Origin of the sequence: Peredibacter sp. HCB2-198 (assembly GCF_045999315.1) — a bacterium.
Lineage (GTDB): Bacteria > Bdellovibrionota > Bacteriovoracia > Bacteriovoracales > Bacteriovoracaceae > Peredibacter.
On the sequence record NZ_CP174607.1, the window covers coordinates 2,195,715 to 2,213,395 of the forward strand.

20 protein-coding genes are annotated in these 17,681 nt (G+C 41.5%); 13 read left to right on the plus strand and 7 right to left on the minus strand.

The annotated features are described in order from the left end of the window. Nucleotides 1–761: 761 nt before the first annotated feature. From ACJVC5_RS10855 to truA, 3 genes are all read right to left on the minus strand, one after another. Nucleotides 762–1,292 (minus strand): hypothetical protein, encoded by a 531-nt coding sequence (locus ACJVC5_RS10855; RefSeq protein WP_408095529.1) that lies wholly within the window; start codon nt 1,290–1,292, stop codon nt 762–764. Between the two features lie 173 nt (nt 1,293–1,465). Further along, nucleotides 1,466–3,481 carry a tRNA guanosine(34) transglycosylase Tgt gene (tgt, locus tag ACJVC5_RS10860; protein ID WP_408095530.1) on the minus strand — a complete coding sequence of 672 codons (2,016 nt, stop codon included), beginning with the start codon at nt 3,479–3,481 and terminating at the stop codon, nt 1,466–1,468. Continuing rightward, nucleotides 3,481–4,263, minus strand: coding sequence for a tRNA pseudouridine(38-40) synthase TruA (truA, locus tag ACJVC5_RS10865; protein WP_408095531.1), 783 nt, complete (start codon nt 4,261–4,263; stop codon nt 3,481–3,483). The genes tgt and truA overlap by 1 nt, the downstream gene beginning before the upstream one ends. Nucleotides 4,264–4,573: 310 nt before the next feature. Here truA and ACJVC5_RS10870 point away from each other — a divergent pair, with 310 nt between their 5' ends. Further along, nucleotides 4,574–5,227 carry a hypothetical protein gene (locus tag ACJVC5_RS10870; protein ID WP_408095532.1) on the plus strand — a complete coding sequence of 218 codons (654 nt, stop codon included), beginning with the start codon at nt 4,574–4,576 and terminating at the stop codon, nt 5,225–5,227. Between the two features lie 53 nt (nt 5,228–5,280). Beyond that, a complete protein-coding gene (locus ACJVC5_RS10875; protein ID WP_408095533.1) occupies nt 5,281–5,550 on the plus strand; it encodes a hypothetical protein in 270 nt (89 codons plus the stop codon). Nucleotides 5,551–6,508: 958 nt separating this feature from the next. On the opposite strand, the gene ACJVC5_RS10880 is transcribed toward ACJVC5_RS10875, so the two are convergent. Further along, entirely contained in the window at nt 6,509–6,922 is a 414-nt protein-coding gene (locus tag ACJVC5_RS10880; RefSeq protein WP_408095534.1) for a hypothetical protein, read from the minus strand. A 256-nt stretch (nt 6,923–7,178) separates the two neighbouring features. On the opposite strand from ACJVC5_RS10880, the gene ACJVC5_RS10885 reads away from it, so the two are divergent. From ACJVC5_RS10885 to ACJVC5_RS10895, 3 genes are all read left to right on the plus strand, one after another. Further along, nucleotides 7,179–7,478 (plus strand): hypothetical protein, encoded by a 300-nt coding sequence (locus tag ACJVC5_RS10885; RefSeq protein WP_408095535.1) that lies wholly within the window; start codon nt 7,179–7,181, stop codon nt 7,476–7,478. Nucleotides 7,479–7,543: 65 nt separating this feature from the next. Further along, complete coding sequence (locus tag ACJVC5_RS10890; protein WP_408095536.1) at nt 7,544–8,242, plus strand: hypothetical protein; 699 nt, start codon at nt 7,544–7,546, stop codon at nt 8,240–8,242. A 5-nt stretch (nt 8,243–8,247) separates the two neighbouring features. Further along, nucleotides 8,248–8,727 carry a VOC family protein gene (locus ACJVC5_RS10895; protein ID WP_408095537.1) on the plus strand — a complete coding sequence of 160 codons (480 nt, stop codon included), beginning with the start codon at nt 8,248–8,250 and terminating at the stop codon, nt 8,725–8,727. On the opposite strand, the gene ACJVC5_RS10900 is transcribed toward ACJVC5_RS10895, so the two are convergent. Beyond that, complete coding sequence (locus ACJVC5_RS10900) at nt 8,728–9,018, minus strand: DUF6172 family protein (RefSeq protein WP_408095538.1); 291 nt, start codon at nt 9,016–9,018, stop codon at nt 8,728–8,730. Between the two features lie 68 nt (nt 9,019–9,086). Here ACJVC5_RS10900 and ACJVC5_RS10905 point away from each other — a divergent pair, with 68 nt between their 5' ends. Beyond that, complete coding sequence (locus ACJVC5_RS10905; RefSeq protein ID WP_408095539.1) at nt 9,087–10,193, plus strand: DEAD/DEAH box helicase; 1,107 nt, start codon at nt 9,087–9,089, stop codon at nt 10,191–10,193. Between the two features lie 19 nt (nt 10,194–10,212). After that, complete coding sequence (locus ACJVC5_RS10910; protein ID WP_408095540.1) at nt 10,213–11,508, plus strand: DEAD/DEAH box helicase; 1,296 nt, start codon at nt 10,213–10,215, stop codon at nt 11,506–11,508. A gap of 14 nt (nt 11,509–11,522) precedes the next feature. Here ACJVC5_RS10910 and ACJVC5_RS10915 read toward each other — a convergent pair whose 3' ends face one another. Further along, nucleotides 11,523–12,980: a carbon starvation CstA family protein gene (locus ACJVC5_RS10915; RefSeq protein ID WP_408095541.1), complete on the minus strand. Its 1,458-nt coding sequence runs from the start codon at nt 12,978–12,980 to the stop codon at nt 11,523–11,525. Nucleotides 12,981–13,141: 161 nt separating this feature from the next. Between ACJVC5_RS10915 and ACJVC5_RS10920 the strand changes: the two genes are divergently transcribed. From ACJVC5_RS10920 to ACJVC5_RS10945, 6 genes are all read left to right on the plus strand, one after another. Continuing rightward, entirely contained in the window at nt 13,142–13,774 is a 633-nt protein-coding gene (locus ACJVC5_RS10920) for an NAD(P)H-dependent oxidoreductase (protein ID WP_408095542.1), read from the plus strand. A gap of 98 nt (nt 13,775–13,872) precedes the next feature. Continuing rightward, nucleotides 13,873–14,340 (plus strand): hypothetical protein, encoded by a 468-nt coding sequence (locus ACJVC5_RS10925; protein ID WP_408095543.1) that lies wholly within the window; start codon nt 13,873–13,875, stop codon nt 14,338–14,340. Nucleotides 14,341–14,350: 10 nt separating this feature from the next. Next, complete coding sequence (locus ACJVC5_RS10930) at nt 14,351–14,719, plus strand: hypothetical protein (protein WP_408095544.1); 369 nt, start codon at nt 14,351–14,353, stop codon at nt 14,717–14,719. 2 nt (nt 14,720–14,721) lie between these two features. Beyond that, entirely contained in the window at nt 14,722–15,504 is a 783-nt protein-coding gene (locus tag ACJVC5_RS10935; protein ID WP_408095545.1) for a methyltransferase domain-containing protein, read from the plus strand. A 51-nt stretch (nt 15,505–15,555) separates the two neighbouring features. After that, nucleotides 15,556–15,867 carry a hypothetical protein gene (locus ACJVC5_RS10940; RefSeq protein WP_408095546.1) on the plus strand — a complete coding sequence of 104 codons (312 nt, stop codon included), beginning with the start codon at nt 15,556–15,558 and terminating at the stop codon, nt 15,865–15,867. Nucleotides 15,868–15,915: 48 nt separating this feature from the next. Beyond that, complete coding sequence (locus tag ACJVC5_RS10945; protein ID WP_408095547.1) at nt 15,916–16,998, plus strand: hypothetical protein; 1,083 nt, start codon at nt 15,916–15,918, stop codon at nt 16,996–16,998. Here the strand turns inward: ACJVC5_RS10945 and ACJVC5_RS10950 are convergent. Then, nucleotides 16,990–17,622, minus strand: a complete 633-nt coding sequence (locus ACJVC5_RS10950) for an ArsR/SmtB family transcription factor (RefSeq protein WP_408095548.1) — start codon at nt 17,620–17,622, stop codon at nt 16,990–16,992. The genes ACJVC5_RS10945 and ACJVC5_RS10950 overlap by 9 nt on opposite strands. Between the last annotated feature and the right edge of the window lie 59 nt (nt 17,623–17,681).

Here is a 17,681-nt window from a genome sequence, read left to right on the forward strand (position 1 = left end):
GATTTAGATATTCGGTTTTAAGATGAAAATGTGGAGGATGATGGTCTTTAGGATAGATAATTATTTTGAAAGGCCCGACATTGCCTACCACCTGTGCTTGTCCATATACATCAACCAGCATATGTGGCAAAGTTCCCTTTGATAAATGTATCGGAGATTTGTGAAGAAAAATACTGAGTGCTAGCCACCAATAAAAGTAACCTCATATCCGATCACTGTATTTATCAGCTTGTCTACTTAAGATGGCAGTTAGAGCATCAAAATAAAACTCTAGTGGGATTGAAGATAATTTTTTAACGAATTCATAGAATGAGTTGAATTTCGTCTTCCCCATAAATAGCGATCCAAAGTCAGGAGCTTGTTCCATTAGAATGTTATTTAATTCTTCGCTCAACAATTTCAATTTTGATTCAGGATTCATTATTTATTGTTTCTAAGTTGTTCTAATTGACTTTAATAAGTTCTGTTAGTTATAAAACTGCTAAAGTTTTTTCTAAAGAATTCTTTAGAATTTAGCTTTGGCCTTTACAAATTTGTTCTACGTGATAGATTAATTAATATGTTTATTGAAAAGTTTCTCATCCCCATAGTTGAAACTGAACATTGGTGTGAAATATATGGTCTTAAAGTGAAAGACTCTAGTTGTACTCAGTGTGGATCTAGACTCTCGACCGATACTCCTTTTGCAACAAAGGAATTTAGAGGGCTTTATTCAAAACCTTGTTCTTGTGGAAATTCAAATACCCCTTTTATCTTTATTGTTAAGGATTCAAAATCTCAAATCCCCAGCGCCCCACGGTATTTGCAAAGATTTGAGTGAATACCATTTGAGCTAAACCGTTTTGAATATTTCGATGTGTAATGGGCATTCCTGGCGTTGACCTTCTCAGATAGAATTCATTTTTAGAATACTTCACTCTAATTTTTTGGCGAATAACCTGTTCGCTTCTCATTCTTTTGATTAACCATTTATTGAGGTTCTTTGCAATTCGATATAGATCTTTGTAATTACCTGTGTGGCTATGAACATGGAAAAGAACGTTGCCTGCATTTAACTCTAATTCATAATGTAATGTTAGATTATTTGGACCCGCAATGTGACCTTCAATTTTATTATTAGAAGTAAGTTTAGTCATATGCAGGAATCGAAGCGTTCTCTTTTTGTTTTTATACTGAATGTCTCTGAGGTGCATATTTTGATTTGGATGGTGAACTTCCAAATGGGTCAGTAAATCCTGAAAATCGGATGAACTAGGACTGACATAATTTCTCATTACATTTTGTAGGCTCATATTATCCCTTTTGAGTGGTGTTGTAGCATTTCGGGAATTTTGTGAGCTTTTTTATATAAGAAAACTTATTTTTGGTTAAAGACCTAAGCCGTAAGAATTGTTGAGAATGATAAAACCTCAAGGGCATAGTTTTTGTGCTTTGGGACAAAATGAGGCTATGTGTATAAGAAGTTTTATCGAAACTGCTCATGTCCCCGAATCTTCTCTTCAAACTCCTTCTCATCCGATTTACTCAACGTCCTTGCAACCTTTGCATCACTTTTTTCCCATCGTTTTAGCCACTCTTCACCAAGCAGAGTCATTCCTAGCTTTTTCGCTAGAGTTGCCTCGTTGAAGGCAACCGTCGTTGTGCTCTTTGGGCCGGTCGCTGGTCCGTAGCCAACAGTGAAGCCAACTGCGAGGAGTGTGGCCCGAACTGCAGTGGATGCCGAGTAGTTCAGAAGCTGAACTTCATTCCCTCGGCAGTATTCAAAGATTCTGGCGAAGGCTTCCTCGCTCCAGAGCTCCACATTGGTATGGATAGAGAAAGGGTCATAGAAAATCACGTGAGGTTTTGGTGCTCCCTGGAATGTGTGAGAGAAATCTCCATGAAAGAGTTCCCACCCAATATTCTCCTTAGGAGAGACCCATTTGTTGTTCTTTAGGAGTTCGTGCGGAGCTGCGTGATGAAGGTGCGGAAAGTGATGTGCGTTTCTTAAAGCAAGTTTTAGAGGATCGGTATCGTTTTCAAAACTCACTATACGGATCTTACCCTTGAAATCTTTATTTAAAAATTCATGGATGACCGCCATTGAATTATGGGCGGCTCCGAGGCCCACGTCCCAAATGACGACTTCATCAAGGTCGTTAAGTCGCTCATCAATTCGAGCGGGTAGCACGTAGAGATTGCGCGCTTCTTCTTGAGGAGGATTTACAGAATGCATAACTTCGCCGGAACTCTTCTGGCGTATGCTTGAAAATCCTCGACCACCATCATAGACTTCGTAATCTCCGAGCTGAAGACGTTTATCTTTTTTGTAAGGTTTCTCAGGAGTCATTGGAGTAGGGGGATTTTCTTCATCGCTCATGACAAGTTCTTTTCTCTTACGGTTATAAAAATCTAGAAAAGTTCCGCCAAGAATATTCATTCTTATCTCACGCATTAAACAGTGATAGAAAGTAATGTTGTGTAGGGTGAGTAGGTGCCAACCGAGAGGCTCATCAGTTTTCATGAGATGATGAAGATACGCACGAGAGTAGTTGGTGCAGGTCAGGCAATCACAATTCGGATCAAGCTTCTCTTCAGAGAACTTGTACACCGAGCGCCTCATCTGGAAATTCCCGAGACTCGTGAAAACAACTCCTCGCTGGGCATATTGGTTCGGGATAATACAGTCGAACATGTCGACCCCGCGATGAACTGCTTCGAGGATGTCGATGGGAGTTCCGACTCCCATGAGATAGCGCGGGAGATTTTCTGGAAGCATCTCAGTTGCGATTGCTGTGAAGTCTTCTCGTTCGGATTTCGTCTCCCCGACAGCTAGACCGCCAATCGCAAGTCCGTCAAAGCCTTCACCATTAACTCTAAGATTTGTCAGGACATCAGCGCTTTGCTTACGGAGATCTTCGTGACAGGCACCCTGAACAATCCCAAACATGCTTTGTCGAGAATCACCACGGGCCTCGAGACTTCTCTTTGCCCACCGGTGAGTTAGTTCCATCGCGGCTTTTGCATCTTTGTGGCTGGCATTGGATTCGATACACTGATCGAGTACCATCATGATGTCACTGTTGATTGCCTTTTGCATGTCGATCGAGAGTTCAGGTGTGAGCAGGATCGGCCGATTATCGACATAGCTCAGAAAGCGCGCCCCTTTTTCATTCATCTCGCGAGAATGGGAGAGCGAAAAAATTTGAAAACCACCGGAGTCCGTGAGAACGGGACGATCCCAGTTCATGAACTTGTGGATGCCACCGAACTTCCTCATTACTTCCGCGCCTGGGCGAAGGAGGAGGTGGTATGTGTTAGCTAGGAGAACGTTAGATCCGGCAACTTTAAGTGATTCGACGGTCTGGTTTTTCACGGTGGCCTGGGTACCGACCGGCATAAAGATCGGCGTCTGCACCTCTCCGTGAAGAGTTGTGAATGTTGCCGCTCGCGCGCGCGATCCTGATGCTTTGGCCTCAAGCTTAAAATTCAATCGACTCATTATTCGTAACTCACTTTTAAAAGATAAAGTCCTCGCGGATCGGCTTTTTTCCAGGGCCGCTGCTCTTTCTGCTCTCCATGAAGAAGCCCTGAGAAGTCTTCTACCGTGAGCCTGCCGTTTCCGACCATCCAGAGGGCGCCTACAAGGTGGCGGACCATGTGTTTCAAGAACCCCTTGCCGACGATGCGGAATTGCCAGCAGCTAGTGATTTGTCCGGCGGTAAATAGGGTGTCCTGGAACAGTTCACGAGGATCGATCAGTGCGAGGTCGCACTCCAAGATATCCCGAATTGTTGTGTTAGAGATTCCGCCAATCGACCAGAAGTTTCGAAAGTCGTTTCTTCCTCTAAGCATGTCGATGCAGGTCTGCATGTGATCGATGTTTAGAGGATATGGGGTCTGTGCGATATAGCGCTGATCTTGGCCTGAAACTCCAGGCGTATTCGTGAAGAGGTAACGATACTCTTTCGAGGTTTGATCGACAGACGGGATGAAGTCTCCCGCGCATGGAGAGATAGCGAGACATCGGATGTGCGATGGTAGAGCTGCATTCAATCGTGCAGGATCAAGCGGTGATGGATCTTCGGTCGAAATCTTGACCACCTGACCGAAGGCGTGAACACCCTTGTCTGTGCGAGAGGCTGACCTGGTTGTGACTTTCGCCTGGAGGATCTGCTCTAAAGCGAGATTAAGGTCACCCTGGATTGTGGGCATGCCTTCCTGCCATTGGAAGCCTATGCGGTCGGTTCCGTCGTATTGAATTATGGCCTTGTAGTAGTTCATGGCAATATCATGACTTAAGAATTTCGAGTAGGCCATGTCCCAGAGCTTTTTTCATAACCCAATTGGACTCCTATACATCACATAAATTGCTCTTTTTGAGAAATCTTTGGCCAAGTATTAAGATGTAAAGCCGAATAGTGGTCATATCAAAATTAGAATAATGTCATTTAACTTTCCAAAGATGATAACTGGATCAAAGAATTATAAATATTAAAGGTGGTCTTTTGTGAATTGCCATGCCTGCCATAGCGGCATCAGTCTTAATGCTAAATTCTGCCAAAATTGTGGAGTACAAATTCAGGAAGTGAGTGTGAATCACAATACTCATATTGAAGGACAGGACTTGAATCCGAGGAAAGGTTCTTGGATCTATTGGATTCTCGGAGTTCTTGTATTTCTAATATTATTAAACGGGTTAATTGGTCACGATGGACATAGAGGTGTAGCTTCAAAGGCCCCTGTGGAGGTCAAGACGATCCTCCCTCCTAAACCCGCTCTAACTGAGGCTGAGAAAGTTTCAATTTTAAAGAGATTCAGCAAAAGTCGAGACAAGATGGAAGGAATAACTTGGTATGAATCAAAAAGAGACAAGGAAACCTACGATTCCAGGATGATGCTCTACATGGGATCAACTACGGATTCTTACTGGTTGAGAATGAAAATTCGTTATTATGGTGATGATTGGCTCTTTTTAGAAGGAGTTAAGTTTCTTATAGATGGTACGGTAATAGATTATCCCTTCAATAAATATGAAGTCAAAAGAGATAATTCAAGTGGAAGTGTTTGGGAATGGATAGATGTGAAAGTAAATGAAAATGAAATGGGATTATTAACTCTTTTGGCAAATGGAAATTCTACAGAAATGCGTTTCATAGGAAGTCAGTATCGACGAGATAGAAAGATAACAAAAGCTGAGCGTCAGGCAATCAAGGATATGCTTTCTGCATTCGAGAAATTGAAATAATTCTTTCCATTGTTACAAATGAAGATAGAACAACATTTTGAAAAGAAGTTTTTATGAAATTAATTTTTACGGCCCTTGTAACATTGTTTTCAGTGTCAACGTTTGCGAAGGATGGGAGGTTTATTGTTATTTTTCATCCTTCAATAAGGGCCGACTCAGTATTATTGGATACCCAAACTGGAAGAATATGGAAGGATACATGTTATAAGCAGAACGAAGAAGGACATTGCACAATCTCTGCATTTACTGAGCAACCTATAATAGGAATTTCGACTTCTGAAAAAGATTTTAAGAAGTATATTGAGAACTCGGAGAAAAAATAAATACAATAATGGTGAGGATATTTAATATCCCCACCATTAACTTTTTTACCAGCCAGTTTTGGATGGACGTCTTCTCGTTCCTGAACCGTAATTATAGTTTGTCTCATAGTCCCTAGGCTTATTTCCATAAGAACCTGTGTATGGATTTATATTACCACGAGTCGAGTAATTATCATTTCGGGTATTATTTGATTCTGTTTTATAGTGCCCCTGTACATAAGTACCGTCTCGCCTCTGGTATCCATTAACCCAATTGTCAGCTATCGCCGAGAATGAGATTAAAAGCATTGCTACTGTAATTGTCTTCATAGTCCTCCCTTGATACTTCAGACAGCTGTTACGACCTTGTTTGAAATAAGATTGAAATAATATTTCTTAATTTAAATATTTGAAGTCTAACTGGCTTATTAAAGGAGGTTTTAAGAATTCTTAAGCAAATTGAGAAAAGCTTTAAACTGAGGATCCAGCACACTTTTCCTGAAATATTACTTCAAGAAATGTCTGATGAAGCCACGATTAGAGAATCATTCAATTTGTGTAGGACTGGCCAGAAGTTGATATTAGATAAAGCGATTCACTATAAGGTAGACGTAAGAGAACAGTAGAGTTTTTTCCCACGGCTGCTAATGCCATTCCTCGGCATAATAGATTCACATTTCCCTGAATCCTCACGCACATCGAATCCGGGCTGTCTATAAACTCTGAATTATTCAATCTGAGGATTAAAACAGTGGCCCCCTCTGGTACAGCACCGATAGGAGGAACAACAAAGAATGTTAGCTGAGTAAAAGCGATAAGGAAAAAACTTAAAATAATGCTAGTAAAAACTATTTGTTTTCTAGTTAATTTCACCCGATGTTCTCCTGATTTTAATCCCGTCTTCTTGATGGACCACTCGACCAATAATTCTTTTTTTCTGATATCCCCCTTCCGAAAAAAGAGAAAGGGGGATAAATTCTTATGCCGCTTTTGATGTTTGAATGTTTTCTGATACACAAATGTTGTGCTTTATTTCTTCAATAAATGCATTTACTGCTTGAATTTCTTCTTTCGTCGTCGAGACCTGAACTGAAAACTTTGTTTGGCTCGAGGTGATATTAAACCAGGTAGTTTTGGTCATGAAGTAGATACAAATTAAACCAGTTGCCACGAAGCCCATAAGCATCATTCCCTGAAAACTTTGTGCAAACGCCATAATAAGGGCACATGCCAAAAAGAAAAAACCAGCATAAAGCCATCTTTTATTTTCAGTGCTTACAATTCCGAATGAATCGACTTGGCATAGAGGGATATAGTTAATTACCTTGTTGCCATTAAAATTTAGCTCTTGTTTGATGAAGCCTTTTTCCAAAGAAATGTTTTTCCAGTTCAAGTTTAACCCTTTTGAAAGTTTTGACGATAATTCGCATTTCGGATTCGGGATTCTATAGTTTACTTAAGATTTCTTAATTCAATTGATATACACGTGATAGAGCAATGGATGCCTGTCATTTATTGAACTCTATAATCCTTTAGTATTCCGAGGAGTCAGGAAAATGGAATCGTAGGTAACATTATTGTAGTTAAGAGAGAGAAAGGCATTTGGATAAAGGATTCAGCAATAATATCAAACCGAGCAGCATAAAATAATGGGTACAAAACTTTCACCTAAGGATTTAGCGCTCTACAACTATGTAGATGAAGTCCTATACAATAAATGGGACCCCATTGGCGTTTGTTTTGACCCTGCTGCTCGAACAGAATATCGAGCTTATTTGCCAGAAGTGTTCTCTCTGCTTAAACAGTCTAAGACTGCAGATGAGATTGCAGATTTTTTAGTAGATATTCAGGATGATCGAATGGGCCTTCCCGTCTCCCGTCAAGGCAGGAAGAAGATTATTGAAATTGCCCAGATGCTTATTGACTATAAAGCTAACCTTGGCGTTTGAAATCCGCACCATACCTTGTCTTGACCTGACTTCCTCTATGATCCTTTCCTCATGAAGGAGACCCCATGAACTACCTTTTGCCTCTGCTTTTGCTCCTAGCACTAACCGGCTGCTCAACCACCAAGAAAGAAGACAAACTTAAAAACGAAATCACCCAAAGACTCTTCGATCTGTGGGACAAAACCATTGGCGACTCTGTCTCCGATTCCAAAACGGCCTCAATCGCCAACAAGAAAGTCGAACTCAAAAGACCCTTCGAGCTCGCGATCTATTTCAAACAGCCTGACAAAAAAGAAGACTGGCGCTGGACTAGGGAAGACAAAGTATTTCTCCAGAACAAGCTCGACGATAATAAGAATATCGTAAAGCGCTCCTTCGAACTCATCAACACCGCCGGCACTGAAGACATTAAGGCTTTGCGAACAATGGCCGCTCAACAAGGAGCTGATGCTCTATTAATCGTGCAAGGTAAAGCCGAAGTGGAAAGTAATCTCAATGCCGCTGGATTATCATATGTGGTTCTTGTTCCTACGCTCTTTGCCAATGGAAATACCGTCACTAGTGCTTTTGTCACTCAGGCTGTACTATGGGATGTACGAGATTCCGTCGTTCACTTAGGTTCTGAAACCGAAGGTGAGTGGAAGATGAAGCGTCCGCTCTTCTTTAAACAAGAGGAAAGGGCGATTAATAAAGCAAAAGAAGAATCACTTCTTCATTTAGAAGAGCAGTTAACTAAACAAGCAACTGAACGCTGGAAAGGATAACCAATATGCAATCCCCAAAGAATTTAATCTGCCTCATGTACGATAAAGATGCTGAACAAGCGGCACGTTTTTACGCGGAAATTTTCCCTAATAGCTCCGTCGGCGCAGTTCATCGCGCTCCAACTGACTATCCATCAGGCAAAGCAGGGGACGTACTGACTGTGGAGTTCACCGTTCTAGGCATCCCATGCGTAGGTGTAAATGGCGGAACCTACTTCAAGCACTCTGAGGCTTTTTCCTTTCAAATCGCGACCGATAATCAGGAAGAAACAGACAAATACTGGAATGCCATTGTGAAAAATGGTGGTCAAGAAAGTCAGTGCGGCTGGTGCAAAGACCGTTGGGGAATTTCGTGGCAAATCACTCCGCGTACACTAACAGAGGCCATGGCTCGTGGTGGGGATGAGGCCAAACGTGCCTTCACCGCCATGATGAACATGAAAAAGATTGATGTGGCCGCGATCGATGCCGCTAGACGTGGGTGATTAAACCGGCTTCTTAGTTCTGTATCCAGGTTTCGCAAGAATCTCGATATAGAAGTGATCAGCACCTTCGGTCACCACGCCATCAATACACTTATTGATTTCTGATACGTGAATGATAAGTGATGTATGGCTTTCTTTTCCAAATCTGCAGTCAAAATCCCAAAAATCAGACCCTTCTTTAAGGGTCTTTCTTCTTTCACGGGCGATGTATTTGCTGATCTCGTATTTTACAAAATCAACTTGGCGTGCAGGGGCTTTCTTTGGGTCAGTAAGTTTAAATGTCTTTTTCATAGTCATTTCTTAGCTCTTTTAGGCCTATTCTGGCTATCTTTTCCTCACAAAGCTTCGTATAAACCAGCATGGCCTATTTTCACGAACTCATTAAAAATACTTTGATTCTTCAAAATCTCGAAGAGCTTCAATTTTTTGAAGCGACTGATATTCAAAGGGAGGGAATTCCTCTTATTCGTGAAGGGCGAGATATCTTTGGAGTGGCACAAACAGGGACAGGAAAGACCGCTTCTTTTTGCCTGCCACTGATTGAAAATCTCTTGAACTCGGAAATAACGAAAGTTCCAAGTGTTTTAATCCTGGTGCCGACTCGTGAGCTTTGCATGCAGATCGAGGAAAATATTCAGGCCTTTGCTAAGGGAAGTCCGCTGAAGTCCACTGCCATTTACGGTGGTGTAAAACACATCTACCAAGCCGAGGATATTAATCAAGGCGTAAATTTCATTGTAGCGACTCCTGGAAGGCTTCTGGATCTTCTAAAAAAAGAATTGATCAAACTCACCGGCATTGAGGTCTTAGTTCTGGATGAGGCCGATCGAATGCTGGATATTGGTCTGATTGAAGATTTGAAACAGATCTTAAAGTTTATCCCTAATCGTCGTCAGACACTTTTGTATTCGGCGACTGTTCCGGAAAGCATTCGTAAACTTTCAAAAAACTTCCAAAAGAGTCCGGCTTTCATTGAAGTTACGAGGAACTCATCCATCAGTTCGGAAATCTCACAATATGTTTACCACTGTGAGGCCAATCAGAAGCTCCCACTCCTAAAGCAAATCATTATGGATGAAGCTTTTGGCTCGGTTTTGATTTTTACCAACTCCAAAAACGTAGCAGATGAAGTGGCCACGTATTTAACAAGAAATTCAATCGAGACTCGGGCGATTCATTCTGATAAAAAGCAAGCTGAGCGAGAAAAGTGCATTAAGCAATTCGCTGACGGTAAAATCAATATCCTGGTCGCAACGGACCTTGTGGCACGTGGAATTGATGTCGAAACGGTCTCGATGGTAATTAATTTCGATCTTCCTATTGAGCCTGAGGCCTATGTTCATCGAGTAGGGAGAACAGGGCGAGCTGGCAGATCAGGACTTGCTTACAGTTTCTGCACCAAGAGTGAGTTAAAATATTTAGAAAAGATTGAAAAGCTAATTGGAGGGTCGCTACATCCTAAATAAAATGCTAAAGTTGTAGGATATGAATGAAACACCAAAAATCTCTTGGACTGACCTAGATCTCTCACCCGAAATGCTCAAACTTATTGAGGAAATTGGTTACGGCCATCCTTCCGATGTACAGGCTCAAACAATTCCACTGGCCCTCGAAGGAAAAGATGTCCTTGTTTCTTCTCAGACTGGAAGTGGAAAGACCGCAAGTTTTGTCATTCCGAGCGTTGAAAAGTTTAAAAATAAAAATGGAACCTACATTCTTGCTCTTGCTCCCACGAGGGAGATTGCCCAGCAAACAGGAGAAATTTTCAGAAGAATTGGCGAACCGTTCGGCATGAAAGTGGCCGTGTGTATCGGTGGTGCCGATATGAATGCTGAAAAGGCGGCCCTTGCTTTAAGCCCTCATATCATCGTAGCGACGCCTGGAAGACTCTGTGATCATCTTGAGCGAGGAAACTTGTGGTTGGATTTCATTCAGTGTCTGATTTTCGATGAGGCCGACCGCATGCTTGAGATGGGTTTTGCTAAACAGATCGACATCATTACAGAACAGATCCCTAAATCTCGTCAAACGCTTATGCTCTCAGCGACCTTTGCTCCGCAAGTTGAAAAACTGGCCCGCAAAGCGATGAATAATCCTGAACAGGTGATTATTTCTAAGACCGAGCAATCGACGCCAAAAATTGATCAGATGCTCTTTTGGCTTCCTGAAGAAAGAAAGCTCTCAAAGCTCGTGCAGATTCTTACAGAAGAAAAAGGCACAGTCTTTGTCTTCGTGAATGCTAAAGAAAAAACCTTCCAGCTCACGCGACTTCTTCACCATCGAGGCATTCAGGATGTGACTTACATTCACTCTGATCTTCAGCAAGAACACCGTGAACTTGCAGTCGCTGACTTTAAATCCGGAAAATTTCGTATTATCGTCGCCACCGACGTGATGGGAAGAGGAATCGACGTGGATGATGTCGCCCATGTTGTGAACTATGACGTTCCCAAGGAAGCGGCCGATTATATTCACCGGATCGGTCGGACTGGCCGACGTGGGTTAACTGGACATGCCTCAACTTTCGCGATTCCTGGAAAAGATGATAAAGCGATTGCGGCGATTGCTAAACTTCGTGGAAAACCTGCTCCGGCCAAACCTGTGCCAGGTGAAAAGCGAAGACCTAGACCTCAGAACGATCAAAGAAGACAACAGCATCCGAAAGTTCATAAGCAATCTGCACCCAAAATACCTCCAGAGGTCGCTCTTCCACCGGTAGAAGCGAAGAAAGTGGGACTGCTTGAGAAGATTAAGAACTTTTTTAGAGGCGCTCTTTCTTAATCTTCTTCACATCATTAGTATTTTTTCTTGTGCCAATAAATCAATAGGCCCGAACACGCCACCGCACAGCCAATTCCAATCGGATCATTGGCCGACGCTGGAAGGCCAAGCCCAATTTCTGAGGTCATGATGTAGGCAATTGTGAGGGAAGTCCCTGCAATTGCCGGCACACTCACAATCCAGTGAAACGTCTTCTTATTGAATAAATATTTCGTCGCTAACCACAACACACTGGTTGAAAGAAGCATGTTCGAGAAAGCGAAGTAGCGCCAGATTAATGAGAAATCAATCTTTGTCATGAAGTAGGCGATCAATAATAGCGGCATCGAGATGAGAAGGCGATTTCTCATGCTTTGAGGAATTTTGAATGCATCCACGATGGTTAAACGCAGGGCCCTAAAGGCCGTGTCACCAGAAGTGATAGGGAAGATCGCCACTGCAAGAATCGCCATGATTCCTCCAAATGAGCCAAGATATGAAGTGGAGATTTGATTCACCACGAGTCCTGGTCCACCTTGATCGATTAAAGCTTTAAGCTCGGGATAGCCACCAGGGAATGCGGCGATTCCGGCCAGTGCCCATACGGCCGCAACTACACCTTCGGCCAGCATCGCCCCGTAAAAAACCGGACGTGCATATTTTTCATTGGTCAAACATCTGGCAATGATTGGTGACTGAGTTGAGTGGAAACCACTAATAGCACCACAGGTGATAGTCACAAAGAGAAGAGGCCAAACCGGTGGAGCAGATGGATCTCGATTAAGAAGCTCATGGCCCATGTGTTGTGCATGATCGAAATAAGCGAAAATATTTTTTATCTCAGGAAGCATCGGTGCTGAAACAAACAAAGCAATCAGCATTGAGATTGTCATCACCACCATGAGTAGGCCAAATGCCGGATAAAGTTTAGTAATAATTTTATCAATCGGAAGTAGAGTCGCGAGAAAGTAGTAAATCAGAATAATGAGGACCCACAGCTGATTGCTTGAAAGAAAAGTATCTTTAAAAACATCGAGATTACTAATCAGTCCTGCTGGGCTCATGATAAACACGACACCAACAAAGAACAAAAGCATCGCTGTAAAGAGAAGCATCAAAGCTTTAAAATGTTTTCCCAAATAGTGTCCCGCAATTTCAGGAAGACTCTTACCACCTTCCTTAAGACTTAGAACACCAGAGAAATAATCGTGAACCGCACCACCGATGATATTTCCGAGAATGATCCAAACGAAAGCAATTGGACCGTATACCGCTCCCAAGATTGGCCCGAAGATTGGACCAACACCGGCGATATTCAGGAATTGAATCAAAAATGCGTTGAGTGGTTTGACCTTCACATAATCAACTCCATCTTCTAATCGAATGGCAGGCGTTTCAGCATTGGGATCAATGCATGCCTGTTTTTCGACGAAGGGGCTGTAGAATTTGTAGGCGAGAATCAAAACTAAAATACAAATAATAAATATGATCATTTCTGCATTGTAGTAGCAGAAAATTTTTTTGTGTAAAAAAAGATTATGACTGATGGAATTGTGGAATTATGGGTGGTTAGGGCAACAATATTTGTCGCTTGCTATTTTTTAATTCCAAGATTATAATGCAATAATTATTGTCACAATATTGGAGTATTTGGATGAATCTAATTGAATTACTTAACTGGCGATATGCCACTAAGGCCATGAATAAAGAAACTGTTTCAGCTGATAAGGTAGATAAGATCCTAGAGGCGGCGAGACTTACACCTACTTCAAGTGGACTTCAGCAGTTTGAAGTAATCGTGATTACAAATCAGGAAATCAAAGACAAAATCAGAGCCGTATCGTGGAACCAGTCAATGGTTTCAGATTGTTCTCATCTTCTCGTGTTTGCAGCATGGGATCAGTACACGCCGGAGAGAATTAATGGGATGTTCGATCTTGTGAATGAGGAAAGAGGGTTTAAGAACGAAGGCTTTGAGGCGTACCGCCAGAAACTTCTTTCTATGTATCCTCAGCAGGACCCGGAAGTAAGCTTCCAACATGCTGCCCGTCAGGCCTATATCGCACTTGGTACGACGATGGTTGCTTGTGCAGAACTTAAAGTGGATTCAGTTCCGATGGAAGGATTTGACCCTAAAGCTGTGGATGAGATCCTGAATCTTAAGGCCCGCGGACTAAGAAGTGCAGTGATGCTACCGATTGGTTATCGTGAGGCTAAGAATGACTGGCTTGTGAATTTGAAAAAAGTTCGCCGTCCGAAAGAACAGTTTATCGTTGAAGTGAAATAATCCGATTTGAGTGCCAGCTAACACCTGGCACTTTTCTCTTGTTCCCCGCCATGAAACCTGTCTAAAATATTCTTATATCAATCTATTTAGAAGGTTTTATGCAATTTCATCAGGATTTTAAAGGCCCACAGTCTAATATGCATTTCAATTTCCCTGAGGTGCAAGACTTTGAACCTGATTACTTGCCTGAGGTCATTTCACCTGTCTTTATTGATTCAAGTGTAAGCATGACTTATTCTAAGCAGAGTTGGTTTAAGAAGATGCTGACACTTCCAAAAGTGGCGACATTTGTTCTTGAAAGCCTTGATAAGATCAGCAATTTCTCTAATGACATCAATAATTCAGTTAATAAGGTCGCAAGCCGCGTTTCGGTTCTGGAAGCGAGCCAGGGAGATTTTAGATCTCTGAATGAAAGACTGGGGCAGGTTGAGTTGAAGGTTACTGATTTACCTGAACTCAAAATTCAGCTTCAGGAACTATCTAAGAAGAATCGCATCATGACGATGTTGATGCTAGTCATGGCATTAGTTAATCTGGGTCTTGCAGCTTTTATTTTTATTAAGTAGCGTAAGCTCTATGAAAGAATTTATTGATCATATTTTAAAGATCCTAAATACGAATGGCTTCCCTCAAAAGCGCGTATCACTTCCGACTGAAAAAATGTATGAAGCGGCCGATAATAAAGGTTTTAGCTTTAACCAAGTTCTGGAAGAGTTAAAAGCTTCTCACAATATTGATGCTCAGATTGGACCAGATAAAATCATCTTTTCTCAGGTGGCCACATCAACGACTTCAAAACAAGAAGACATGATGAAGCAAGCTCAGGAGATGATGTCTAAAATGAGTCCAGAGGAATTGAAGCGAATCCAAGACATGTTCATGAATATGTCACAGGAAGAAAAGGAAGAGATCCTTAAAAAAGGCAAAGACCTCGGTCTGATTTAAAGATGAAGTTGTCTTCCGAGCTGGATTCATTTGTTCAGAGTCATTTAAATCTTCAAGTTAAGATTTCCTATCCAGAACACCATGATTTCTTAATTCGCCATAAATTAAATGAGTGCTCTCAAGTTCTAGATGTCGGCACTGGCAACGGAACATTCGCGGTCCGTTTGGCCCAGGACCATCCAAACATTCATTTCGTTGGAATCGACAAACGTAAGCACTGTATTGATAGTTGTAAGCTTTCTCAAAACTTCGAGGCATTTCAAGTTGATATGTTTTCTCGCGAAAGCACGTTCGACTTTTCACGGTTTGATGGATTCTTGATGAGGTATTTCTTACTTCATGTGGATAACGCTCAAAAGATTTTGGAGCTATTCAAAACCAAATCAAAAAGGCCCTCAAAATTTTGGATCATTGACCTCGATTGGTCGCAGTTTACCTGCGAACCTCAGCATGAGACTTTCGATAAACTGACCAAGCTAGTTAAAGACTTCTGTTCTAAGATTTCAGTAGAGTCTAGGGGAGGGCAGAACGTTTTGCCTCTCCTTCAAAAATTAGAATTCCAAAATATCATCGTCGAAAATATTCCTTTCTCTACTCAAACTATTCCCATAGATGAACTTGCCCTTTATCTGAAGCAAGAAATTCAATGCTATTCCATCATGAGTGGCAGGGCCTCAAATGACCCTGAAACATCTGAGATAGTTCAATTTATTAATGAGGATTTCAGAACCGGGAAATATCAGATTTCTTACGGAATGATTCTGGTATCAGCGGAACTCAATTAGTGGTCCTTCTCTTGCATTTCTCCTTTAGAGGCCAAAACAAAGGAGACGTGTATGTATCTAGTCGTGCGAAAATACAAATATGTAGGAAACAAACAAGAACTTAGCAGTAAGATTGATAAAGGATTTGTTCCGTTGATCTCGAAGTTAAAGGGATTCGTCGATTATTACTGTATGTTTGCCGATGATAGCACATTGGTTTCTGTGAGCATATTTCAGGACGCAAAAGGTGCTGATGAGTCCGTGAGAGTTGCCCGTGATTTTGTGATAAAGAACCTTTCGCAATACTTTCCTGATAAGCCCGAGATATTTTCCGGTGAGGCCTTTACCCAAGGTCAAGGCCAGGATATTAGGAAAGCGGCATAAGGCAATCTTCCACATTCTTTCAAGGTTTTTGTCCTATCAATATTAACCATGAGAACACTTTATATTGGCGGACAAAAAAAGAAGAATAACACTGGATCATACTGGAAGGTCTATATCTTTCTCATCCTACTTTTGGTGATTATTGGAGCAGTTTTAAAATTAACTGGGCCAATGATCGTTGAAGATTGGATCAATAAGAAGGGTGACGACACTGCAGGATATGCTTTCTCAGTTCGAGATGTGGAACTTTCTCTTGGGAAAGGACAAATGGTCCTCAAAGATGTGAAAATCTTCAATTCGAAGACCTCCAACGAGATGCTCGAAGCGCCTAATCTTACCATTCAATTAAACTGGTCAGATCTTCTCATGTCTCAAAATAAAAAGGTCTCAGTCTTTGCTGACAAAGTTGATCTTTTTCTTTCTAAAGATTTATCTTCCGAAATGGAGAGGATTAAGACTGTTGGTGAAAAACATAAGCAAGACCTCTACCTTGATGCCATTGAAGGTAAGATCAGTAAATTGAACATTATTGAAAAGAAAGAAGATCAAAGTCGAACAGTGCTTGAGCTGAACGATGTGAACTTAAAAGTAAAAGAAGTCTCTCTACTTTCGATTAATAAGAAAACCGAATTTAGTCTTACTTCGGTGATCGCCGACGGTGGGAAGCTTAATCTTACAGGTAAAACCCATGAAGGAAATGGCGACACTCCTTGGTCTATTCATGGCTCTTTGAAGTTTGTACCTGCCGGCTTCTTTAATAAAATCGCAGGCGATGAGCTGCCTTTTTCTTTCAATGAGTCTCATTTGAACGCGGAAATTACTGCTTACTCTGACAAAGGCACAGTGATTGGGGAAATCACGCCTGATATTAAGAAGCTGAATCTCATTGATGAGAGACCAGGTATCCCAACTCAGTCGATTGCCCGAGCATTGAGCGATGAACTCACTTTTACTTTGCCTTTCACTTTGAAGGACAAACTGACAGTGGATTACGAGGACACTTATAGAAAACTTAAAACTTATCGAAAGTATCCTACGGCAATCGCAACGTCTGAACCTACCGAGGCAAAGGTCACTGAGACCGCAAAGAGCAAGAAATCATTTTCTTTTTGGCCTTTTAACTCAAATTAATAGAGACTGGAGATTTCTTAGGTCTTTTGCAGAATACGGAAGACCTTTTACATTGAAGCTGTTTTGATTACTGATCAACACAGCTTCTGCCAGTCGTTCACACAGTCTTCCCTTACAAAGAGCGACATTCATTTTAGATTTAGGTAATTCAGATAAAAATGCAGGAAATGCATTGAGCTTGTCTGAAAAAGCAAAGGTGCCGTTCAAAGGAATGTAAGCTATTTCATCATGAGACCGTAGATCAATCAGGTTAATTTTCTTTGATTTAATGTCTTTGGCGAGGGATTCCAGCGTGCAGTCAAACAAAAGGTCCTCTGAGAGGAGAGATTGTTGATCAAGCGCCAGCGCTGAATTAACCAAGTCGAAATACTGGCCATCGTCCAAGGAATAGAAGTGAAAGTTCTTCACCTTACTAACGCTCAAAATATTTGCTTTATGAAGTGAAATCAAGTGCAGCGACATATTTTGAATGGATTGATTGAATTTCTTCGCACACTCTTCAACTGTCCTTGGTGAAAAAGATATAAACTGAAGAATTTTCAATTTAATCGGAGAACTTAAGAGCTTAAAGAAGATGGCCTTCTCTTCAAAATAACTATCTTTTCTTTCATTTAATGATTTCATGGTGTCAGGGTAACATACTTTTTGTATTGACTCAAATTCTATTCAAGTGTTAACTTGAA